General features: G+C 66.6%; 16 protein-coding genes. 9 read left to right on the forward strand and 7 right to left on the reverse strand.

What is annotated here, in order from left to right; genetic code table 11:
• From groEL to ACTHJR_RS06810, 3 genes are all read right to left on the reverse strand, one after another.
• On the reverse strand, positions 1-722 hold a 722-nt coding region (gene groEL / locus ACTHJR_RS06800; protein WP_440522371.1), incomplete at its 3' end, for a chaperonin GroEL.
• 106 nt (positions 723-828) lie between these two features.
• Complete coding sequence (gene groES, locus ACTHJR_RS06805) at positions 829-1,116, reverse strand: co-chaperone GroES (RefSeq protein ID WP_440522372.1); 288 nt, start codon at positions 1,114-1,116, stop codon at positions 829-831.
• Positions 1,117-1,281: 165 nt separating this feature from the next.
• Positions 1,282-2,670, reverse strand: a complete 1,389-nt coding sequence (locus ACTHJR_RS06810) for an MATE family efflux transporter (protein ID WP_440522373.1) — start codon at positions 2,668-2,670, stop codon at positions 1,282-1,284.
• Positions 2,671-3,034: 364 nt separating this feature from the next.
• On the opposite strand from ACTHJR_RS06810, the gene sppA reads away from it, so the two are divergent.
• The 3 genes from sppA to ACTHJR_RS06825 all read left to right on the forward strand — a co-directional run bounded on the left by sppA (position 3,035) and on the right by ACTHJR_RS06825 (position 6,747).
• The gene (sppA, locus tag ACTHJR_RS06815; protein WP_440522386.1) at positions 3,035-4,921 is read left to right on the forward strand and encodes a signal peptide peptidase SppA; all 1,887 of its coding nucleotides are present in this window, start codon (positions 3,035-3,037) and stop codon (positions 4,919-4,921) included.
• Complete coding sequence (locus ACTHJR_RS06820; RefSeq protein ID WP_440522374.1) at positions 4,918-5,478, forward strand: N-acetyltransferase family protein; 561 nt, start codon at positions 4,918-4,920, stop codon at positions 5,476-5,478. Before sppA ends, ACTHJR_RS06820 begins: the two co-directional genes overlap by 4 nt.
• A 69-nt stretch (positions 5,479-5,547) precedes the next feature.
• Positions 5,548-6,747: an MFS transporter gene (locus ACTHJR_RS06825; protein WP_440522375.1), complete on the forward strand. Its 1,200-nt coding sequence runs from the start codon at positions 5,548-5,550 to the stop codon at positions 6,745-6,747.
• On the opposite strand, the gene ACTHJR_RS06830 is transcribed toward ACTHJR_RS06825, so the two are convergent.
• Both ACTHJR_RS06830 and ACTHJR_RS06835 read right to left on the reverse strand, forming a co-directional pair.
• The gene (locus ACTHJR_RS06830; RefSeq protein ID WP_440522376.1) at positions 6,744-7,382 is read right to left on the reverse strand and encodes a trimeric intracellular cation channel family protein; all 639 of its coding nucleotides are present in this window, start codon (positions 7,380-7,382) and stop codon (positions 6,744-6,746) included. The two genes, ACTHJR_RS06825 and ACTHJR_RS06830, sit on opposite strands and share 4 nt — an antisense overlap.
• Positions 7,383-7,418: 36 nt before the next feature.
• Positions 7,419-7,994, reverse strand: coding sequence for a hypothetical protein (locus ACTHJR_RS06835; protein WP_440522377.1), 576 nt, complete (start codon positions 7,992-7,994; stop codon positions 7,419-7,421).
• Between the two features lie 1,131 nt (positions 7,995-9,125).
• Here ACTHJR_RS06835 and ACTHJR_RS06840 point away from each other — a divergent pair.
• The 3 genes from ACTHJR_RS06840 (at position 9,126) to ACTHJR_RS06850 (ending at position 10,633) form a co-directional block, all read left to right on the forward strand.
• Entirely contained in the window at positions 9,126-9,437 is a 312-nt protein-coding gene (locus ACTHJR_RS06840) for a glycine zipper 2TM domain-containing protein (protein ID WP_440522378.1), read from the forward strand.
• A 66-nt stretch (positions 9,438-9,503) separates the two neighbouring features.
• Positions 9,504-9,938 (forward strand): OsmC family protein, encoded by a 435-nt coding sequence (locus ACTHJR_RS06845; protein WP_440522379.1) that lies wholly within the window; start codon positions 9,504-9,506, stop codon positions 9,936-9,938.
• A gap of 128 nt (positions 9,939-10,066) precedes the next feature.
• Positions 10,067-10,633, forward strand: coding sequence for a glycine zipper 2TM domain-containing protein (locus ACTHJR_RS06850; RefSeq protein WP_440522380.1), 567 nt, complete (start codon positions 10,067-10,069; stop codon positions 10,631-10,633).
• Positions 10,634-10,710: 77 nt separating this feature from the next.
• Here ACTHJR_RS06850 and ACTHJR_RS06855 read toward each other — a convergent pair whose 3' ends face one another.
• Both ACTHJR_RS06855 and ACTHJR_RS06860 read right to left on the reverse strand, forming a co-directional pair.
• Entirely contained in the window at positions 10,711-11,073 is a 363-nt protein-coding gene (locus ACTHJR_RS06855) for a hypothetical protein (protein WP_440522381.1), read from the reverse strand.
• A gap of 52 nt (positions 11,074-11,125) precedes the next feature.
• The gene (locus ACTHJR_RS06860) at positions 11,126-11,347 is read right to left on the reverse strand and encodes a hypothetical protein (protein ID WP_440522382.1); all 222 of its coding nucleotides are present in this window, start codon (positions 11,345-11,347) and stop codon (positions 11,126-11,128) included.
• Between the two features lie 111 nt (positions 11,348-11,458).
• Here ACTHJR_RS06860 and ACTHJR_RS06865 point away from each other — a divergent pair, with 111 nt between their 5' ends.
• The 3 genes from ACTHJR_RS06865 (at position 11,459) to ACTHJR_RS06875 (ending at position 14,067) form a co-directional block, all read left to right on the forward strand.
• Positions 11,459-12,241 (forward strand): hypothetical protein, encoded by a 783-nt coding sequence (locus ACTHJR_RS06865; protein WP_440522383.1) that lies wholly within the window; start codon positions 11,459-11,461, stop codon positions 12,239-12,241.
• Between the two features lie 321 nt (positions 12,242-12,562).
• On the forward strand, positions 12,563-12,937 hold the full coding sequence (gene crcB, locus ACTHJR_RS06870) for a fluoride efflux transporter CrcB (protein WP_440522384.1): 375 nt from the start codon (positions 12,563-12,565) through the stop codon (positions 12,935-12,937).
• Positions 12,934-14,067 carry an RluA family pseudouridine synthase gene (locus ACTHJR_RS06875; RefSeq protein ID WP_440522385.1) on the forward strand — a complete coding sequence of 378 codons (1,134 nt, stop codon included), beginning with the start codon at positions 12,934-12,936 and terminating at the stop codon, positions 14,065-14,067. Before crcB ends, ACTHJR_RS06875 begins: the two co-directional genes overlap by 4 nt.
• The last annotated feature ends 60 nt before the right edge of the window (positions 14,068-14,127 follow it).

Consider the following 14,127-nt stretch of genomic DNA (forward strand, 5'->3'; position numbering starts at 1 on the left):
ACGACCGCTTCCAGGATCGGGAGCATCGCCTGCAGGTTCGACAGCTTCTTCTCGTGGATCAGGATGTACGGGTCGTTGAGTTCGACCGTCATCTTCTCCGGGTTGGTGATGAAGTACGGCGACAGATAGCCGCGATCGAACTGCATGCCCTCGACGACGTCGAGCTCGAATTCGAGACCCTTCGCCTCTTCGACGGTGATCACGCCTTCCTTGCCGACCTTGTCCATCGCCTCGGCGATCTTCTCACCGACGACGGTGTCGCCATTGGCCGAGATGATGCCGACCTGGGCGATCTCGTTCGAGCCGGCGACCGGCTTCGAGCGCGACTTCACGTCCTCGACGACCTTGCCGACGGCGAGATCGATGCCGCGCTTCAGGTCCATCGGGTTCATGCCGGCCGCAACCGACTTCATGCCCTCACGGACGATCGCCTGGGCGAGCACGGTGGCGGTGGTGGTGCCGTCGCCGGCGAGATCGTTGGTCTTCGACGCGACCTCACGGATCATCTGCGCGCCCATGTTCTCGAACTTGTCCTTGAGTTCGATTTCCTTGGCGACGGTGACGCCGTCCTTGGTGATGCGCGGCGCGCCGAAGCTCTTCTCGATCACGACGTTGCGGCCCTTCGGGCCCAAGGTGACCTTGACCGCATCGGCGAGGATGTCGACGCCCTTCAGGATGCGCTCACGCGCGTCCCGCGAAAATTTCACGTCCTTGGCTGCCATGTTGGCTGTTCCTTCTGGTTCGTCACCCCAGCGAACGCTGGGGTCTGGTGCGGCTCACGCCGCGTTTGAGGCTGGAGATCCTAGCTTTCGCTGGGATGACGGATCGTCAGCCGACGATCCCGAGAATGTCGCTTTCCTTCATGATCAGCAGGTCTTCGCCCTTGAGCTTGACCTCGGTGCCCGACCATTTGCCGAACAGGATGCGGTCGCCGGCCTTGACATCGAGCGGCGTGACCTTGCCGTCCTCGCCCTTGATGCCGGTGCCGGCGGCGACGACTTCGCCTTCCTGCGGCTTTTCCTTGGCGGTGTCGGGGATGATGATCCCGCCCGCGGTCTTCTCTTCCGCCTCTACACGGCGGACGAGGACGCGGTCATGCAACGGACGAAAGTTCATTTGCGTGAGTCCCTCAAGCAGAGTGAAAATGCTGTTTAGCACTCGATTCCCCCGAGTGCCAACGCGCGCCATATGTGTCTGGCGTTCCAACTCGTCAACGGGCGCGGGATATTCTTTTTCCATCGCCTGCGTCGGGCCTACCCGAACCCGCGATGGAGTGCTCCGTCAGGCCGGCGACGGCACCAGTCCCAGCCGCTCGCGCAGCGACCAGCGCGTGACCAGAAGTGCCGAGACCACCAGCAGCCCGACGGCGAGGCCGACCCAGATCCCGACGCCTTGCCAATGCCAGTGAAAGCCCAGCAGGATCGCGGTGCCGAACCCCGCCACCCAATAACCGAACGCGGCGACGATCATCGGCACGCGCGTATCCTGCAGCCCGCGCAGCGCACCTGCCGCCACCGCCTGGGCACCGTCGAACAATTGGAACATCGCCGCGACCGCGAGATATTGGATCGCCAACGCGACCTCGGCTGCCCGGGCGGGATCGTCGACATCGACATAGATGCTGACGATCAGCTTGGGTGCGACCCAGATCGTGGTTGCGGTCAGCAGCATGAAACTGGTCCCGGTGACGATCGACGCCCAGCCGGCGCGCGCGATCCAGGTCCCGTCGCGCGCGCCGTAGGCCATGCCGACGCGGATCGTCGCGGCCTGCGCGATCCCGAACGGCACCTGGAAAGCGAGCGCGGCGATGTTGAGCGCGATGGCGTGCGCGGCGACCTCGGTCACTCCGATCAGCCCCATCAGGAACGCGGCACCGCCGAACAATCCGCCTTCGAGCGAGAACGTCAGCGCGATCGGCGCGCCGAGCCGCGCGATCTCGCCCATCCGGGTCCAGTGCGGCAGCCACCATTTGCCGAACAGGCGATAGCGGCGCAGCTTGCGGTCGAACGCCAGGATCGCGGCATAGGCCAGCATCATCGCAATCGCGGTGACCAGGCTGGCGATCGCCGACCCCTGCAATCCGAGCGCCGGGAAGCCGCCATGGCCGAACACCAACAGCCAATTGCCCAGCGCGCCCATGCCCAGCGCGCCCGCGGTCACCAGCATCGCCCAGCCCGGCCGGCCCAGCGCGGCGGCGACGGTGCGCATCACGCCGGCCCAGATATTGGGCACCATCACGAACAGCAGGATGTCGAGGAACACGCCGGTCCGCGCCGCGACGCGCGGATCCTGACCGAGCAGCAGCAGGATCTTCTCGCCGAACGCCAGCACGCCCATGAAGAACAGCCCGCTGATCAGCCCCAGCCACATCGCCATGCGGAACGAGCGCCGCACCTGGCGCACCGCATGCGCCCGCGCGCCGAGCTCGGCGGCGACGATCGGCGCGCACGCGCCGGTGAAGCCGATCAACGCCCACATGATCAGGCTGAACAGGAACACGCCCAGCGTCGCCGCCGCGAAATCGATCGCGTTGAGCCGCGCGACGAACATCACGTCGACGGCGTAGACGCCCATCTGCAGCAGATTGGCGCCGACCAGCGGCCCGGACAGGCGCAGCAGGGCACTCAGCTCGGCGCGCGCCGAAGCAGGTGCGGGGCCGGCCAGCGGCATGGGGGCGGCTGACGCGGACATGGGCACGGGGCGTTAGCGGAGAATTGGCGGGACGGCCACTCCCAGCCGTTCCTGTCCGGCGTTTGAGCGAAAGCGGAACCGCGCCCGAGGGGCCTTATCAGTCGTTATCGACGTCCGATCCGTCATGCCGGGCTCGGCCCGGCATCCACTGCGCAACAACGCCTCAGCGCGGGTGTGGAAAAGTGGACCCCCGCACAAGGCCGGGGTGACGGCTGGGACTGGCGAGCGCAAGCGCCACTCGCCTGGAACGGCTTCAGGCCAAACGCGTATTGCTCAACCATCACACTTGCGGCTAGGGCGGCTTTGCTACACGCTGCATCACGCAGCGGGGGAGACGATCGACGTGAAACTGGTACGCGGCGCCTGGAAGATCCTGGTCGGCATCAAGGACGGCCTGGTCCTGGTCTTCATGCTGTTGTTCTTCGGGATGCTGTTCGCCGCACTGTCGGCCAAGCCCAATAGCGCGGTGCGCGACGGTGCGTTGCTGCTCAAGCTCAACGGGCCGATCGTCGAACAGCCCGCCAGCGTCAGCGCCTTCTCCGCGATGCAGGGCGACAGTCCGCGCCATCAATTCCGCTTGCGCGACCTGGTGCGCGCGATCGACGCCGCCAGGGACGATGCCCGCGTCAAGGTCGTGGTGCTCGACCTCGACGGCTATGGCGGCGGCTATCCCGCCGCGGTGACCGAAGTCGCCAACGCGCTCGGCCGGGTCAAGGCGTCGGGCAAGCCGGTGCTCGCTTACGCCACCGCTTATACCGACGGCAGCTACCTGCTCGCCGCCAACGCCAGCGAGATCTGGCTCAACCCGATGGGCGGCAGCCTGTTCATGGGCCCGGGCGGCAACCAGCTCTATTACAAGGGGCTGATCGACAAGCTCGGCGTCAACGTCCACGTCTATCGCGTCGGCAAGTTCAAGTCGTACGTCGAACCCTATACCCGCGACGCGCAATCGCCCGAGGCCAAGGAAGCGCTGACCGCGCTCTACGCCTCGATCTTCGACCAGTGGAAGGGCCTGATCCACAAGGCGCGGCCCAAGGCGCAGATCGACACCTTCCTGACCGCACCCGACCAGCCGATCACCGCCGCCAAGGGCGATATCGCTCAGGCGAACCTGTCGGCCGGGCTGGTCGACAAGCTGGGCGACCGCCTCGCCTTCGGCAAGCGTGTCGCGCAACTCGCCGGGGACGGTCCCAAGAAGGTCGCAGGCAGCTTCGCCACGATCAAATATGACGATTTCGTCGCGGCGCACCCGATGTCGACCTCCGGCGACAAGATCGGCATCGTGACGGTCGCGGGCGACATCGTCGACGGCAAGGCCGGCCCCGGCACCGCGGGCGGTGACACCATCTCCAAGGCAGTGCTCGACGGCCTCGCCAAGAAGGATCTGAAGGCGCTGGTCGTGCGCATCGATTCCCCCGGCGGCTCGGCGCTGGCGTCGGAAACGATCCGCAAGGCGGTGCTCGAGGCCAAGGCGCAGAAGCTGCCGATCGTCGTGTCGATGGGCGGGCTCGCCGCGTCGGGCGGCTATTGGGTGTCGACCGCGGGCGACGTGGTGTACGCCGAGCCCAATACGATCACCGGCTCGATCGGCATCTTCGGCATCATCCCGACCTTCGAGAATTCGCTGAAGAAGCTCGGCATCACCACCGACGGCGTGAAGACCACGCCGCTGTCGGGCCAGCCCGACATCTATGGCGGCACCAACCCGCAGGTCGATGCCATCCTCCAGGGATCGATCGAGCACGGCTATGCCGAGTTCGTCGCGCGCGTCGCCGCCGCCCGCAAGCTGACGCCGCAGCGCGTCGACGAGATCGGCCAGGGCCGGGTCTGGGACGGCGGCACCGCGCGCCAGATCGGCTTGGTCGATCGCTTCGGCACGCTCGACGACGCCGTGGCGGAAGCCGCCAGGCGCGCCGGGATCGATCCCAAGAACGTCCAGCGCGTCTATCTGGAAAAGCAGCCCGGCTGGTTCGCCAAACTGGTGGCGGGTTTCGCCGACAATGACGACGACACCAGCGCCACCGACGATACGCGGTCGGGCGACCTGTTCGCGACGCTCGCCGCCGAGCGCCAGGATGTGCTGGCGCGCGCGCTGGGCGACGCCAAAAGGCTGGCTAGCGCCAGTTCGGTCCAGGCGCGTTGCCTCGAATGCGCGGGTTTCTCCGACGCGCGGGCACCCGCCGACGACCGCACGCTGGCGCAGATGCTGATAAAGGCGATCTGGCAATGATCGCACTGCGCCCCGCGCGGCCCGAGGATGCCGCGTCGATCGCCGCGATCTACGCTCCCTATGTGTTGACCGGCACGGTCTCGTTCGAGACCGAGGCACCCGATACCCGCGCCATGCGCAACCGCATGACGGCGAGCGACGGGCTCTATCCGTGGATCGTGGCGACCAATGGCGAGGAGGATGGCGATGCCGTCCTGGCCTATGCCTATGCCACCAAGTTCCGCGAGCGCCCCGCCTATCGCTACGTCGTCGAGACCTCGATCTACGTGTCCGGCGCGGTGCAGGGCCAGGGCGTCGGCAAATTGCTGTATCCGGCGCTCATCAACACCTTGCGCGCGCAGGGTTTCGTCCAGGCGATCAGCGTGATCTCGCTGCCCAACGATTATTCGATCGGCCTGCACGAAGCGTCCGGCTTCCGCCGTCAGGGCGTGTTGCGCGAACTGGGGTTCAAGCAGGGCCGCTGGATCGACATCGGCTTCTGGCAGCGCGAGCTCAACGACGCGACGATCCCGCCGGTCGAGCCCAAGCCCTTCAGCGAGGTCGGGCTGATCCGCTGAGGTAACGCCGGGACGGTTCGGCCCGGACCAAATTGTCCCTGCCGGCGCGGCTTCCTACCTTGGCCGGTCATGAGCCAGGCCGTTCACAATCACCCCGGACGGGGCATGCTCGCCGCGACCGGGCTGATCGCGCTCGGCTTCGCCGGCAGCACGATGATCACCCCGCTCTACGCCTTTTATCAGGCGAGATTCGGGTTTTCGGGCGTGGCGCTGACCATCGTCTATGCCGCTTATGTCATCGGCAATCTGGTTGCGCTGCTGTTCCTCGGGCGCCTGTCGGATCGCATCGGACGACGGCCGATCGCCTTCGCGGCGACCGGCCTGTGCCTGGTGGCGGCGGTGATCTTCCTGGCCGCGAAGGGCACCGCCTGGCTGTTCGCCGGACGCGTCGTCAGCGGGCTCGCGGTCGGGCTGGCGTCGGGCACCGGCGCCGCCTGGCTGGTCGACCTCCAGCCCGACGACCGCCCGCGCGCCAGCCTGCTCGCGACGCAGGCGAACATGGCGGGGATCGGGATCGGGCCCCTGGCCGCCGGCCTGCTCGCCAGCTACGCCCCGGCGCCGCTCACCCTGCCCTTCCTGCTCTATGGCGCCGTGATCGTGCTGGTCGGCGTGCTGGTGTTGCGCTCGAAGGAGACGGTCGTCCCACGCCCGATCGAGCCCGGCCTGTTCCGTCCGCAATTCGCCTTGCCCACCGGGACGCGAGCGGCGTTCGTCGCGCCGGCGGTGACGTCGTTCGCCAATTTCGCCTTCGTCGGCTTCTATGCCGCCCTGCTTCCGTCGATCCTGCGCCAGGCGATGCATCTCGCCAGCCCCGTGATCGGCGGCGCCATCCTGGCCGAATTGTTCGCCGTCGCGGCGGCGGTGATGCTCACGACGCGGCGCCTGGACAGCCGCATCGGGATGCTCGCTTCGCTGGCGACGATCGCTCCCGCGCTCGGCCTGCTCGTCCTCGCCCAAGCCGATCGCAGCCTAGCGCTGCTGATCGCCGCGACCAGTTGCGGCGGAATCGCGCTGGCGCTCGGCTATCGCTCGAGTCTCGAGATCGTGAGCATGATCGCCCCCGCCGATTGCCGCGCCGGCCTGGTGTCGGTCTATCTGGTGATCTGCTTCATCGGCAACGCGCTCCCGGTGATCGGCGTCGCGATGGTCAGCGCCGCGGTCGGGCCGGTCGCGGCGAGCGAGATCTTCGCCGGCGCCATGCTCGTGCTCGCGGCGCTGGCGTTCGTCACCGGATGGCGCTTCGCCCCGCGCGAGGCGGTGCGCGGCTAACGGGCGCTATTCTTGCGGTAAGCCGGCAAGGCGAGTTTCCAATGGAGCGCGGCCGCCCGCAGGCTGAACCCGGCGACGGCCGCGATCGCCGCGGCGACCGGCAAGGGCACGCCGAGCAGGCCCAGCGCGACATAGGAACCCGACGCCAGCCCCGCGGCGGTGACATAGATCTCCGGGCGCATGATGATCGACGGCTCGCCCGCCAGCACGTCGCGGATGATACCGCCGACGCAGGCGGTCACCACGCCCATCAGCGCCGCCGGCACCGGGGGCACGCCGAAGCCGATCGCCTTGGCCGCGCCGAACACCGCATAAGCGGCGAGCCCGACCGCATCGAACCAGTCGAGCGCCGCGCCTCGCCACCATCGCGCCGGCGTCAGCCACACCGCGAACGCGACGATCAGGCAGGCCGCTGCCGCGCGGCTGTCGTGGATCCAGAACACCGGCGCACCGATCAGCAGATCGCGCACGGTGCCGCCGCCGACGCCGGTGACGAGCGCGAAGAAGCAGAGCGTGACCATTGTCTGTCCGCGCTTGGCGGCCGCCAAGGCACCCGAAGCGGCGAACACGACAAGCCCCGCGAGGTCCAGCCATGGCGCGAGAACCGGAAGCCATTGCGGAGTGTGGGGCAGCATAAGGCCGGCTTAAGCCGTCACCGACGCTTGGCAATATCAAGGATCGGACGGCTGATAGGTTTCATTGCCGATGAGCCCGAAGGACATGCCTTCTCGGAGGTCGGTCGCACCGAATGCCAACACAAGACACTCCACTTTCGCAGCATCGGGCCTGGCCTGTCCTGCGAGCGTTACAGATTTCGGACCGAGCAGTTGCAATCCGGTATGGGGCGCGAATCCGCAGAAGTTCTCCATGCGAACGGCAAAAGATGCGAGGTCTTCGTCAGGAGCAAGGACCGGCAGCTTGTCGAGGAGATGGTGTTGCGCCAGCCACTCGCGCGCGATCTTGCGCCCGCTTTCCCGCTGCTCTGCGATCGTCAGCTCGATGAACCGCTTGCTGAGTGCCGGATCGGCAAATTCGACAAAATACTCGCGCTGCGCGGCGGCTGCGGCGATGCATTTCATCTGGGCGTCCGATACCGGCGCGGAACCGGCAATACCTGCCTCCCGATCTTCCGGTCCCTCGTCGTGCTCCACGATCGCCCTCGCGTCGTCGATGCCGCAACTATGGAGGTCGTGCCTGAAATGGGCAACGGGGCTGGAACTGGCGAGAAGCGCTAGCGCGAAAATCATGGCGATAGCCTAGCAGCGGCGCTTCAGTCCCCCCAAACCCAATTGGCCAAATGCAATTGGGGAGCCGGTGTTGCCACCGACTCCCCTGTCGCCGGACTTCGATCCGCTCGCATCAGCCGAAGCTCATGCCGCGCTTTCTGGTTTCGGCGGCTCGCTACGCTCGTGCTGTCCGAAGACGGCGCCAAGTTTCGCGGTTTCGCTCCACCCCGCGGGTCCGAAGACCAATGGAATCTTGCGCTTTGCTAGGCTCGACCGTCTTGCGACGCTCTTTCGCTTCGCACCGTTCCGGCCGAACCACCCGAAGGCACTTCGTCCATCTCGGCTTGCTCCACCTCAAAGATTCGAAAATCCCTGAAATGTCGCATTTCGCTCCGTTCGGATCGTCTTGCGACGTTCCTCGCTTCGCGACCGTTCCGGTCGAACCGCCCGAAGGCATTTCGCCCTTCCCGGCTTGCTCCGCCCGGCCTGCCCGAAAGCCACCCTGGCATCGCTCCCGTTCCGCTCGGTTTGGCCCGAAGGCCCACCAGAACATTCCGGGTCGGTCGTCGGGGCCGGGCGCGATCATCCGAAGAGTCTCAGCATTCCCGGCCACCGGCGGCCTACGAAGAAACGATGCCGAAGCATCCCGTCTTCGTTCGTCGCCGCGTTGCCCTTCCCTTCTCCCCGGTTGCCCGGCTCGACGAGCGGCGTTCCGCTGCGACCCGCGATCATTCGGCCCGAAGGCCTCCTGCCCGCGTTTCGGAACGTCAGTTTGCTTTGTCCGGCACTCGCGCTTGCACGCTCCTGTCGAACGCAGCGGGGGCTGCCGTTCCTACTTCGAAACCGTCGTCCTCACCTTGCGGATCGGTCGACCTTTTCGAAGACCAAGTCCTTGAACTTTCTTCCGATTTCTCGGTGAACCGCTCTCGGTCTCGATGTCATGATGCTGTCACCAAAGCCGAGTCGCACCAAGCAAGAAACGCCGCTTCGACCCTGTGGATAACGTGGATAACGTGCACAGTTGGGGATCAACGCGACATAAAGTTTCGCGCGTTCGATTCGTCGCGGATTCGGCACACCATGCAACCGGATCGTCGCCAGAACGTTACGCTCCCGGCATTGATCCACACGCAAGGGAAAAGGGAAAACAACATGCGTAAGGTACTACTCGCCCTGAGCGCCGCTTCGATGGTCGCCACCACCGTGATGATTCCGACCAGCCCGGCCGAGGCCCGGAAACATTATCAATATCGCGAATGGCGCGGTCGCGACGGCCGCACCTATTGCCGCCGCTCGAACGGCACCACCGGCCTGGTGGTCGGCGGCGTGACCGGTGCGCTGGTGGGCCATGGCATCGCCGGCCGCGGCGACAAAACGCTGGGCACGATCGTCGGCGGTGTCGCCGGCGCGTTCGGCGGCCAGGCGATCGACAAGACGATCACGGCAAAGCGGCGTTGCCGCTAAGCCAATCGGCTTTCATCGGGGCGCGGTCCATCCGGACCGCGCCCTGTCTTCTATGGGGATACCATCATGCCCACGCGCAGCGGCTCGGCTAAATATGAAGGCTTCGGCAAGGACGGCGTCGGGCACGTCTCGACCCAGTCGGGAGTCCTCGACGACCAGAAATACGGCTTCGGGACGCGCTTCGGCGACGAGCCCGGCACCAATCCGGAAGAGCTGATCGCGGCGGCGCATGCCAGTTGCTTCACGATGGCGCTGAGCTTCGCGCTCGCCCGCGAGGGGTTCAACGACGGCACGCTCGACACCGTCGCCAAGGTGACGCTCGACAAGCAGGGCGAGGGCTTCGCGATCACCCGCTCCGACCTGACGCTGACCGCCCGGATCGAAGGAATCGACGAAGCGCAATTCGCGCGGATCGCCGCGGACGCCAAAGCCAATTGCCCGGTATCGAAAGTGTTGAACGCCGAGATCACGCTGACCCACAGCCTTAACGGCCAGCCTTAACGGCGGCTCCGCATAGATTCATCGCCTTTCCTGTCGCGCGGATGAACGAGAGGTAGTTTCGCGTTCACGCAACTTCCGGCGGGTCCCGGGGGTTCTAGCGGCACCCGAAAATTGAAGGGAGAATGACGATGCGACGGCTGATGTTGGCCGCCCTGGCTACGACCGTGACGATCGCTCCGATGGCGGCGACCGCGCAGGAAACCCCGTACAAGGCGGGTAAGGAATATCGCAAGGAAGTGCGCGACGCGAACAAGGACTATCGCAAGGATCTGCGCCATGCCGACAGCGTGCGCGACGTGCGCCGTGCCAACCGCGAACGCGCCGAGGAAATCCGTGATGCCCGCAAGGACTATCGCAAGGACACGCGCGACTGGCGCCGGTATCGCTCGTACGACTGGAACCGGATGGAGCCGGGGCAGCGCTATTATTACGCCGACCGCTACTATCGTGACGGCCGCTATTATCGTCCCTATCGGCTGAGCCGCAACGATCGCATCTATCGCGGCAGCAACGGTCGCTATTATTGCCGCCGTTCGGACGGCACCACCGGCCTGGTGGTCGGCGCGGCGCTCGGCGGCCTGCTCGGCAACGCCTTGTCCGACGGTCGTTCGGCCACGTTCGGCACGCTGCTCGGCGTCGCCGGTGGCGCGGCGCTCGGCGCCTCGATCGACCGCGGCCAGGTGCAATGCCGCTAAAAGCTCGATCGTTCAGGCGAGGAGAATGCGAGGGTCCGGCGCCAGCCGGGCCCTCGTTTCATTGAACGGCGACCACTTCAGCTGCCGACCGAAATCGGCGTCGCGCCCTTGAAGCTCAGCACCACGAACGAATCGTCGCAGACATTGACCGCAGGGAAGATGACCGAGCTGTTGTCGGCGAAGGTCGCCTTGACCTCCCATTTGCACTGAGTGCCGTTCTTGTCGAAATGAATCGTCGAACGGCCGCCGGCCTTGATGCTTTTGGGCTTTTCGCCCTCATCGACCTTGTTCTTTTGCCACTGGCCGGCGCCGACCGGCGACAGCTCGACCAGCGTGATTTCCTTCCCGGTATTGTTGGTCAGGATGAAGTCCAGGGCTTCGGCATAAGCCGGGGCGGCCAGCCCCAGCAACGCGACAGCAACCCCGTAACGGTAGCGCATGTGACGTCCCCTCTTGCTTCCCGCCTCTAGCGGACGGGCGCGCGGGAACGTCTTACAGGATACCGCCGCCGAGGAACAGGCGAAACGCGGCAACCGCCATCAGCACGAGATTGAAGACCAGCCCGGCCTTGTTCCTGGACAATGCGCCGAACACCAGGCCGATCGCGCCGATCACCAGGCCGAGCCAGTTGAGCCAGCCCAGGAACGGAACGAGGGCGACGAGCGTGACGACCAGCAGGATCACGCCGATGACGATCGAGATCACGTTGAACATGTGCGTCATATGTAAGCAATACACCGCGAGCGCAAGGCTCGTTCGACATCATAGTCCGTTTCTTAACCACTCGCGGTGCATGGCGGAGGCTGGACCGATCGGAGTTTTCGGGTGGCGATCACCTTACGCAATCTGGCCTGGACGCTGGCCCCCCTCGCCCTCGCGGCATGCGGGTCGAAGCCGGCCGCCGACAGCAACATCGATTCGCTCGACGCCGAGCTGGCCGGCGGGAACACCACGGGCAACAGCCGCGATCCCGCGATGATGAGCGCGCTGCAGGACCAGATCATGGTCGACCCGGCGCTGACCGGCCAGGCCAACAACGACGCGGTGCGCCCGCCGCAACAGCCCTATTCTGGCGCGACCCCGCCCGATTCGGTGGCGCCGTCCAAGGCCGAGAGCGCTACGCTGGCCGACGGCACCGGCTCGTCGAGCGGCGGCAGCAAGCCCACCCCGGCGCCGTCGGGCGATTGCCCGCAATGCAAGATCAAGCGCGATTCGGTCACGCTCGGCGCGCTGGCGCGGCGCCAGGCCGACAAGCGCACTTCGGGCTGCGCGCGCGGGCTGCGCTATTCGACCGCCTGGGTCGAGCGCCTGCCCGCCGACCTACCGCTCTATCCGGACGCCCGCGTCGACGAGGCGGCGGGCGCGACCGACGGCGGCTGCTCATTGCGCGTGGTCAGCTTTTCGACCGGCGCGTCGATCCAGAACGTCATCGACTGGTATTATGGTCGCGTCACCGCCGCGGGCTATACGGCCGAGCATCAGGCCGATGGCGGTCAGCACGTGCTCGGCGGCGTGCGTGGCAAGGACGGCGGCGCCTATGTCATCTATCTGGAAAAGCGCGGCGACGGCAGGACCGAAGTCGATTTAGTCGCGAACAACGGGAACTGATCGCGATCTCGTTACTTTAGACCGTTCAGCATCGACGCGAGCTCACCCTCCCGATAACGGACAGCAAGGGTCACGCCGTTCGCGTCGATGCTGAACCCGATCGCCACTCCGTGGCGATCGCCCAACGAAGGCCAGGGCCCAGCGCCACCGACCGCTTCCCATGATCCGTCATGCCGGACTTGTTTCGGCATCCAAGGTGCGACGACGGATGGATTCCATGAGGGGGGCTGGACCCCGGAACAAGTCCGGGGTGACGGAGGGAAGCGGCGCCCGCCCAAACCGTCGTTTGTCCCAGCGCCCTCCTCCGGCTACAGCGCCCGAATGAACTTCCTTCTCGTCATGGCCGGGGGCGCCGTCGGCAGCGCGGCGCGCTACGGGGTCGGCAAGCTGGCGCTCGGCTGGCTGGGGCCGAATTATCCCTGGGGAACGCTCGCGGTGAACCTGATCGGCGGATTCCTGATGGGTCTGCTCGCCGGCATCCTCGCACGGACCGGCGGCAGCGAGCATACGCGGCTGCTGCTCGGCATCGGCGCCCTCGGCGGCTTCACCACTTTCTCTTCCTTCTCGCTCGACGCGATACTGATGATCGAGCGTGGCCAATGGACCACCGCGCTGCTCTACGCCCTGGTGTCCGTGGTCGGGTCGGTACTCGCCTTGTTCGCCGGACTCCACCTCGTCCGCGCGGTGGCGGCATGAGCGAAGTCCGCACCTTCACCGTCGCGCCCGACGACGACGGCATCCGGCTCGACCGCTGGTTCAAGCGACATTTGCCCGACACCAGCTTCACCATTGTCGCCAAATGGGCACGGACCGGCCAGCTCCGCGTCGACGGCGCGCGCGCGGCGCCGGGCGACCGCATCGTCGCCGGCCAGACGCTGCGCTTTCCGCCGCCCGAGCCGGTCCCGGTCGCCGGCAAGCCCAAGCGCGAGCGGGCGCCGCTGACCGACGACGAGATCGCGTTCGCGCGCGAGTTGGTGATCCACCAGGACCCGCAGGCCTTCGTGCTCAACAAGCCGCCGGGTCTCGCCACCCAGGGCGGCACCAAGACCGTCCAGCATGTCGACGGCCTGCTCGACGCGCTGCAGTTCGACAATGAGGGACGGCCCAAGCTCGTCCACCGCCTCGACAAGGACACGTCCGGCGCCTTGCTGGTGGCACGCACCGCGCGCGCGGCGGCGTTCTTCGCCAAGGCGTTCTCGGGCCGCACCGCGAAGAAGGTCTATTGGGCGCTGGTCGTCGGCGTCCCCTCGATCGAGGACGGCATGATCGAGCTGCCGATCGCCAAGCAGCCCGGCACCGGCGGCGAGAAGATGCATGTCGACGAGGCCGAGGGCCAGCCCGCCCGGTCGCGCTATCGCGTCATCGAGCGCGCCGGCAATCGCGCCGCCTGGGTAGAGTTGCAGCCCTTCACCGGGCGCACCCATCAGCTCCGCGTCCATATGGCGGCGATCGGGCATCCGATCGTCGGCGACGGCAAATATGGCGGGCCGGAGGCGTTCCTGACCGGCGGCATCAGCCGCAAGATGCATCTCCATTCGCGGCGCATCGCAGTCGACCATCCCGACGGCGGCAAGATCGATGTCGAGGCCGAGCTGCCGACCCATTTCGCCGAGAGCCTGGCCAGCCTGGGCTTCGACCAGATCGCGGGCAACATGATGCCGCTCGACACCCCGCCCCCGCCGACCAAAGCCGCGCAAAAGGCGAAGGCCAAGGCGCATGCCAAGACCGTGCGCAAGGAACGCAAGGGCGAACGGCGCAATCGCGGCGCCTCGGCCGCGCCGCGCAAGAGCGGCTCGCGCAAGCCGGCACCGCGCAAGGGGCGGTGATGACAGTTTCATTTGCTCCGCGCGGCCCTCTCGCCTTCCATACCCACCCCGGCGAAGGCC

Source organism: Sphingomonas sp., from assembly GCF_051962185.1.
GTDB lineage: Bacteria > Pseudomonadota > Alphaproteobacteria > Sphingomonadales > Sphingomonadaceae > Sphingomonas.

Bases quoted from the DNA above. Each gene is read 5' to 3' on its own strand.
- ACTHJR_RS06840 (WP_440522378.1), top strand. From the start codon at position 9,126: ATGCGTAAGGTACTACTCGCCCTGAGCGCCGCTTCGATGGTCGCCACC.
- ACTHJR_RS06835 (WP_440522377.1), bottom strand. From the start codon at position 7,994: ATGATTTTCGCGCTAGCGCTTCTCGCCAGTTCCAGCCCCGTTGCCCAT.
- ACTHJR_RS06855 (WP_440522381.1), bottom strand. From the start codon at position 11,073: ATGCGCTACCGTTACGGGGTTGCTGTCGCGTTGCTGGGGCTGGCCGCC.
- ACTHJR_RS06825 (WP_440522375.1), top strand. From the start codon at position 5,548: ATGAGCCAGGCCGTTCACAATCACCCCGGACGGGGCATGCTCGCCGCG.
- ACTHJR_RS06850 (WP_440522380.1), top strand. From the start codon at position 10,067: ATGCGACGGCTGATGTTGGCCGCCCTGGCTACGACCGTGACGATCGCT.
- groES (WP_440522372.1), bottom strand. From the start codon at position 1,116: ATGAACTTTCGTCCGTTGCATGACCGCGTCCTCGTCCGCCGTGTAGAG.
- ACTHJR_RS06810 (WP_440522373.1), bottom strand. From the start codon at position 2,670: ATGCCGCTGGCCGGCCCCGCACCTGCTTCGGCGCGCGCCGAGCTGAGT.
- ACTHJR_RS06820 (WP_440522374.1), top strand. From the start codon at position 4,918: ATGATCGCACTGCGCCCCGCGCGGCCCGAGGATGCCGCGTCGATCGCC.
- ACTHJR_RS06830 (WP_440522376.1), bottom strand. From the start codon at position 7,382: ATGCTGCCCCACACTCCGCAATGGCTTCCGGTTCTCGCGCCATGGCTG.
- crcB (WP_440522384.1), top strand. From the start codon at position 12,563: ATGAACTTCCTTCTCGTCATGGCCGGGGGCGCCGTCGGCAGCGCGGCG.
- ACTHJR_RS06875 (WP_440522385.1), top strand. From the start codon at position 12,934: ATGAGCGAAGTCCGCACCTTCACCGTCGCGCCCGACGACGACGGCATC.
- ACTHJR_RS06860 (WP_440522382.1), bottom strand. From the start codon at position 11,347: ATGTTCAACGTGATCTCGATCGTCATCGGCGTGATCCTGCTGGTCGTC.
- ACTHJR_RS06845 (WP_440522379.1), top strand. From the start codon at position 9,504: ATGCCCACGCGCAGCGGCTCGGCTAAATATGAAGGCTTCGGCAAGGAC.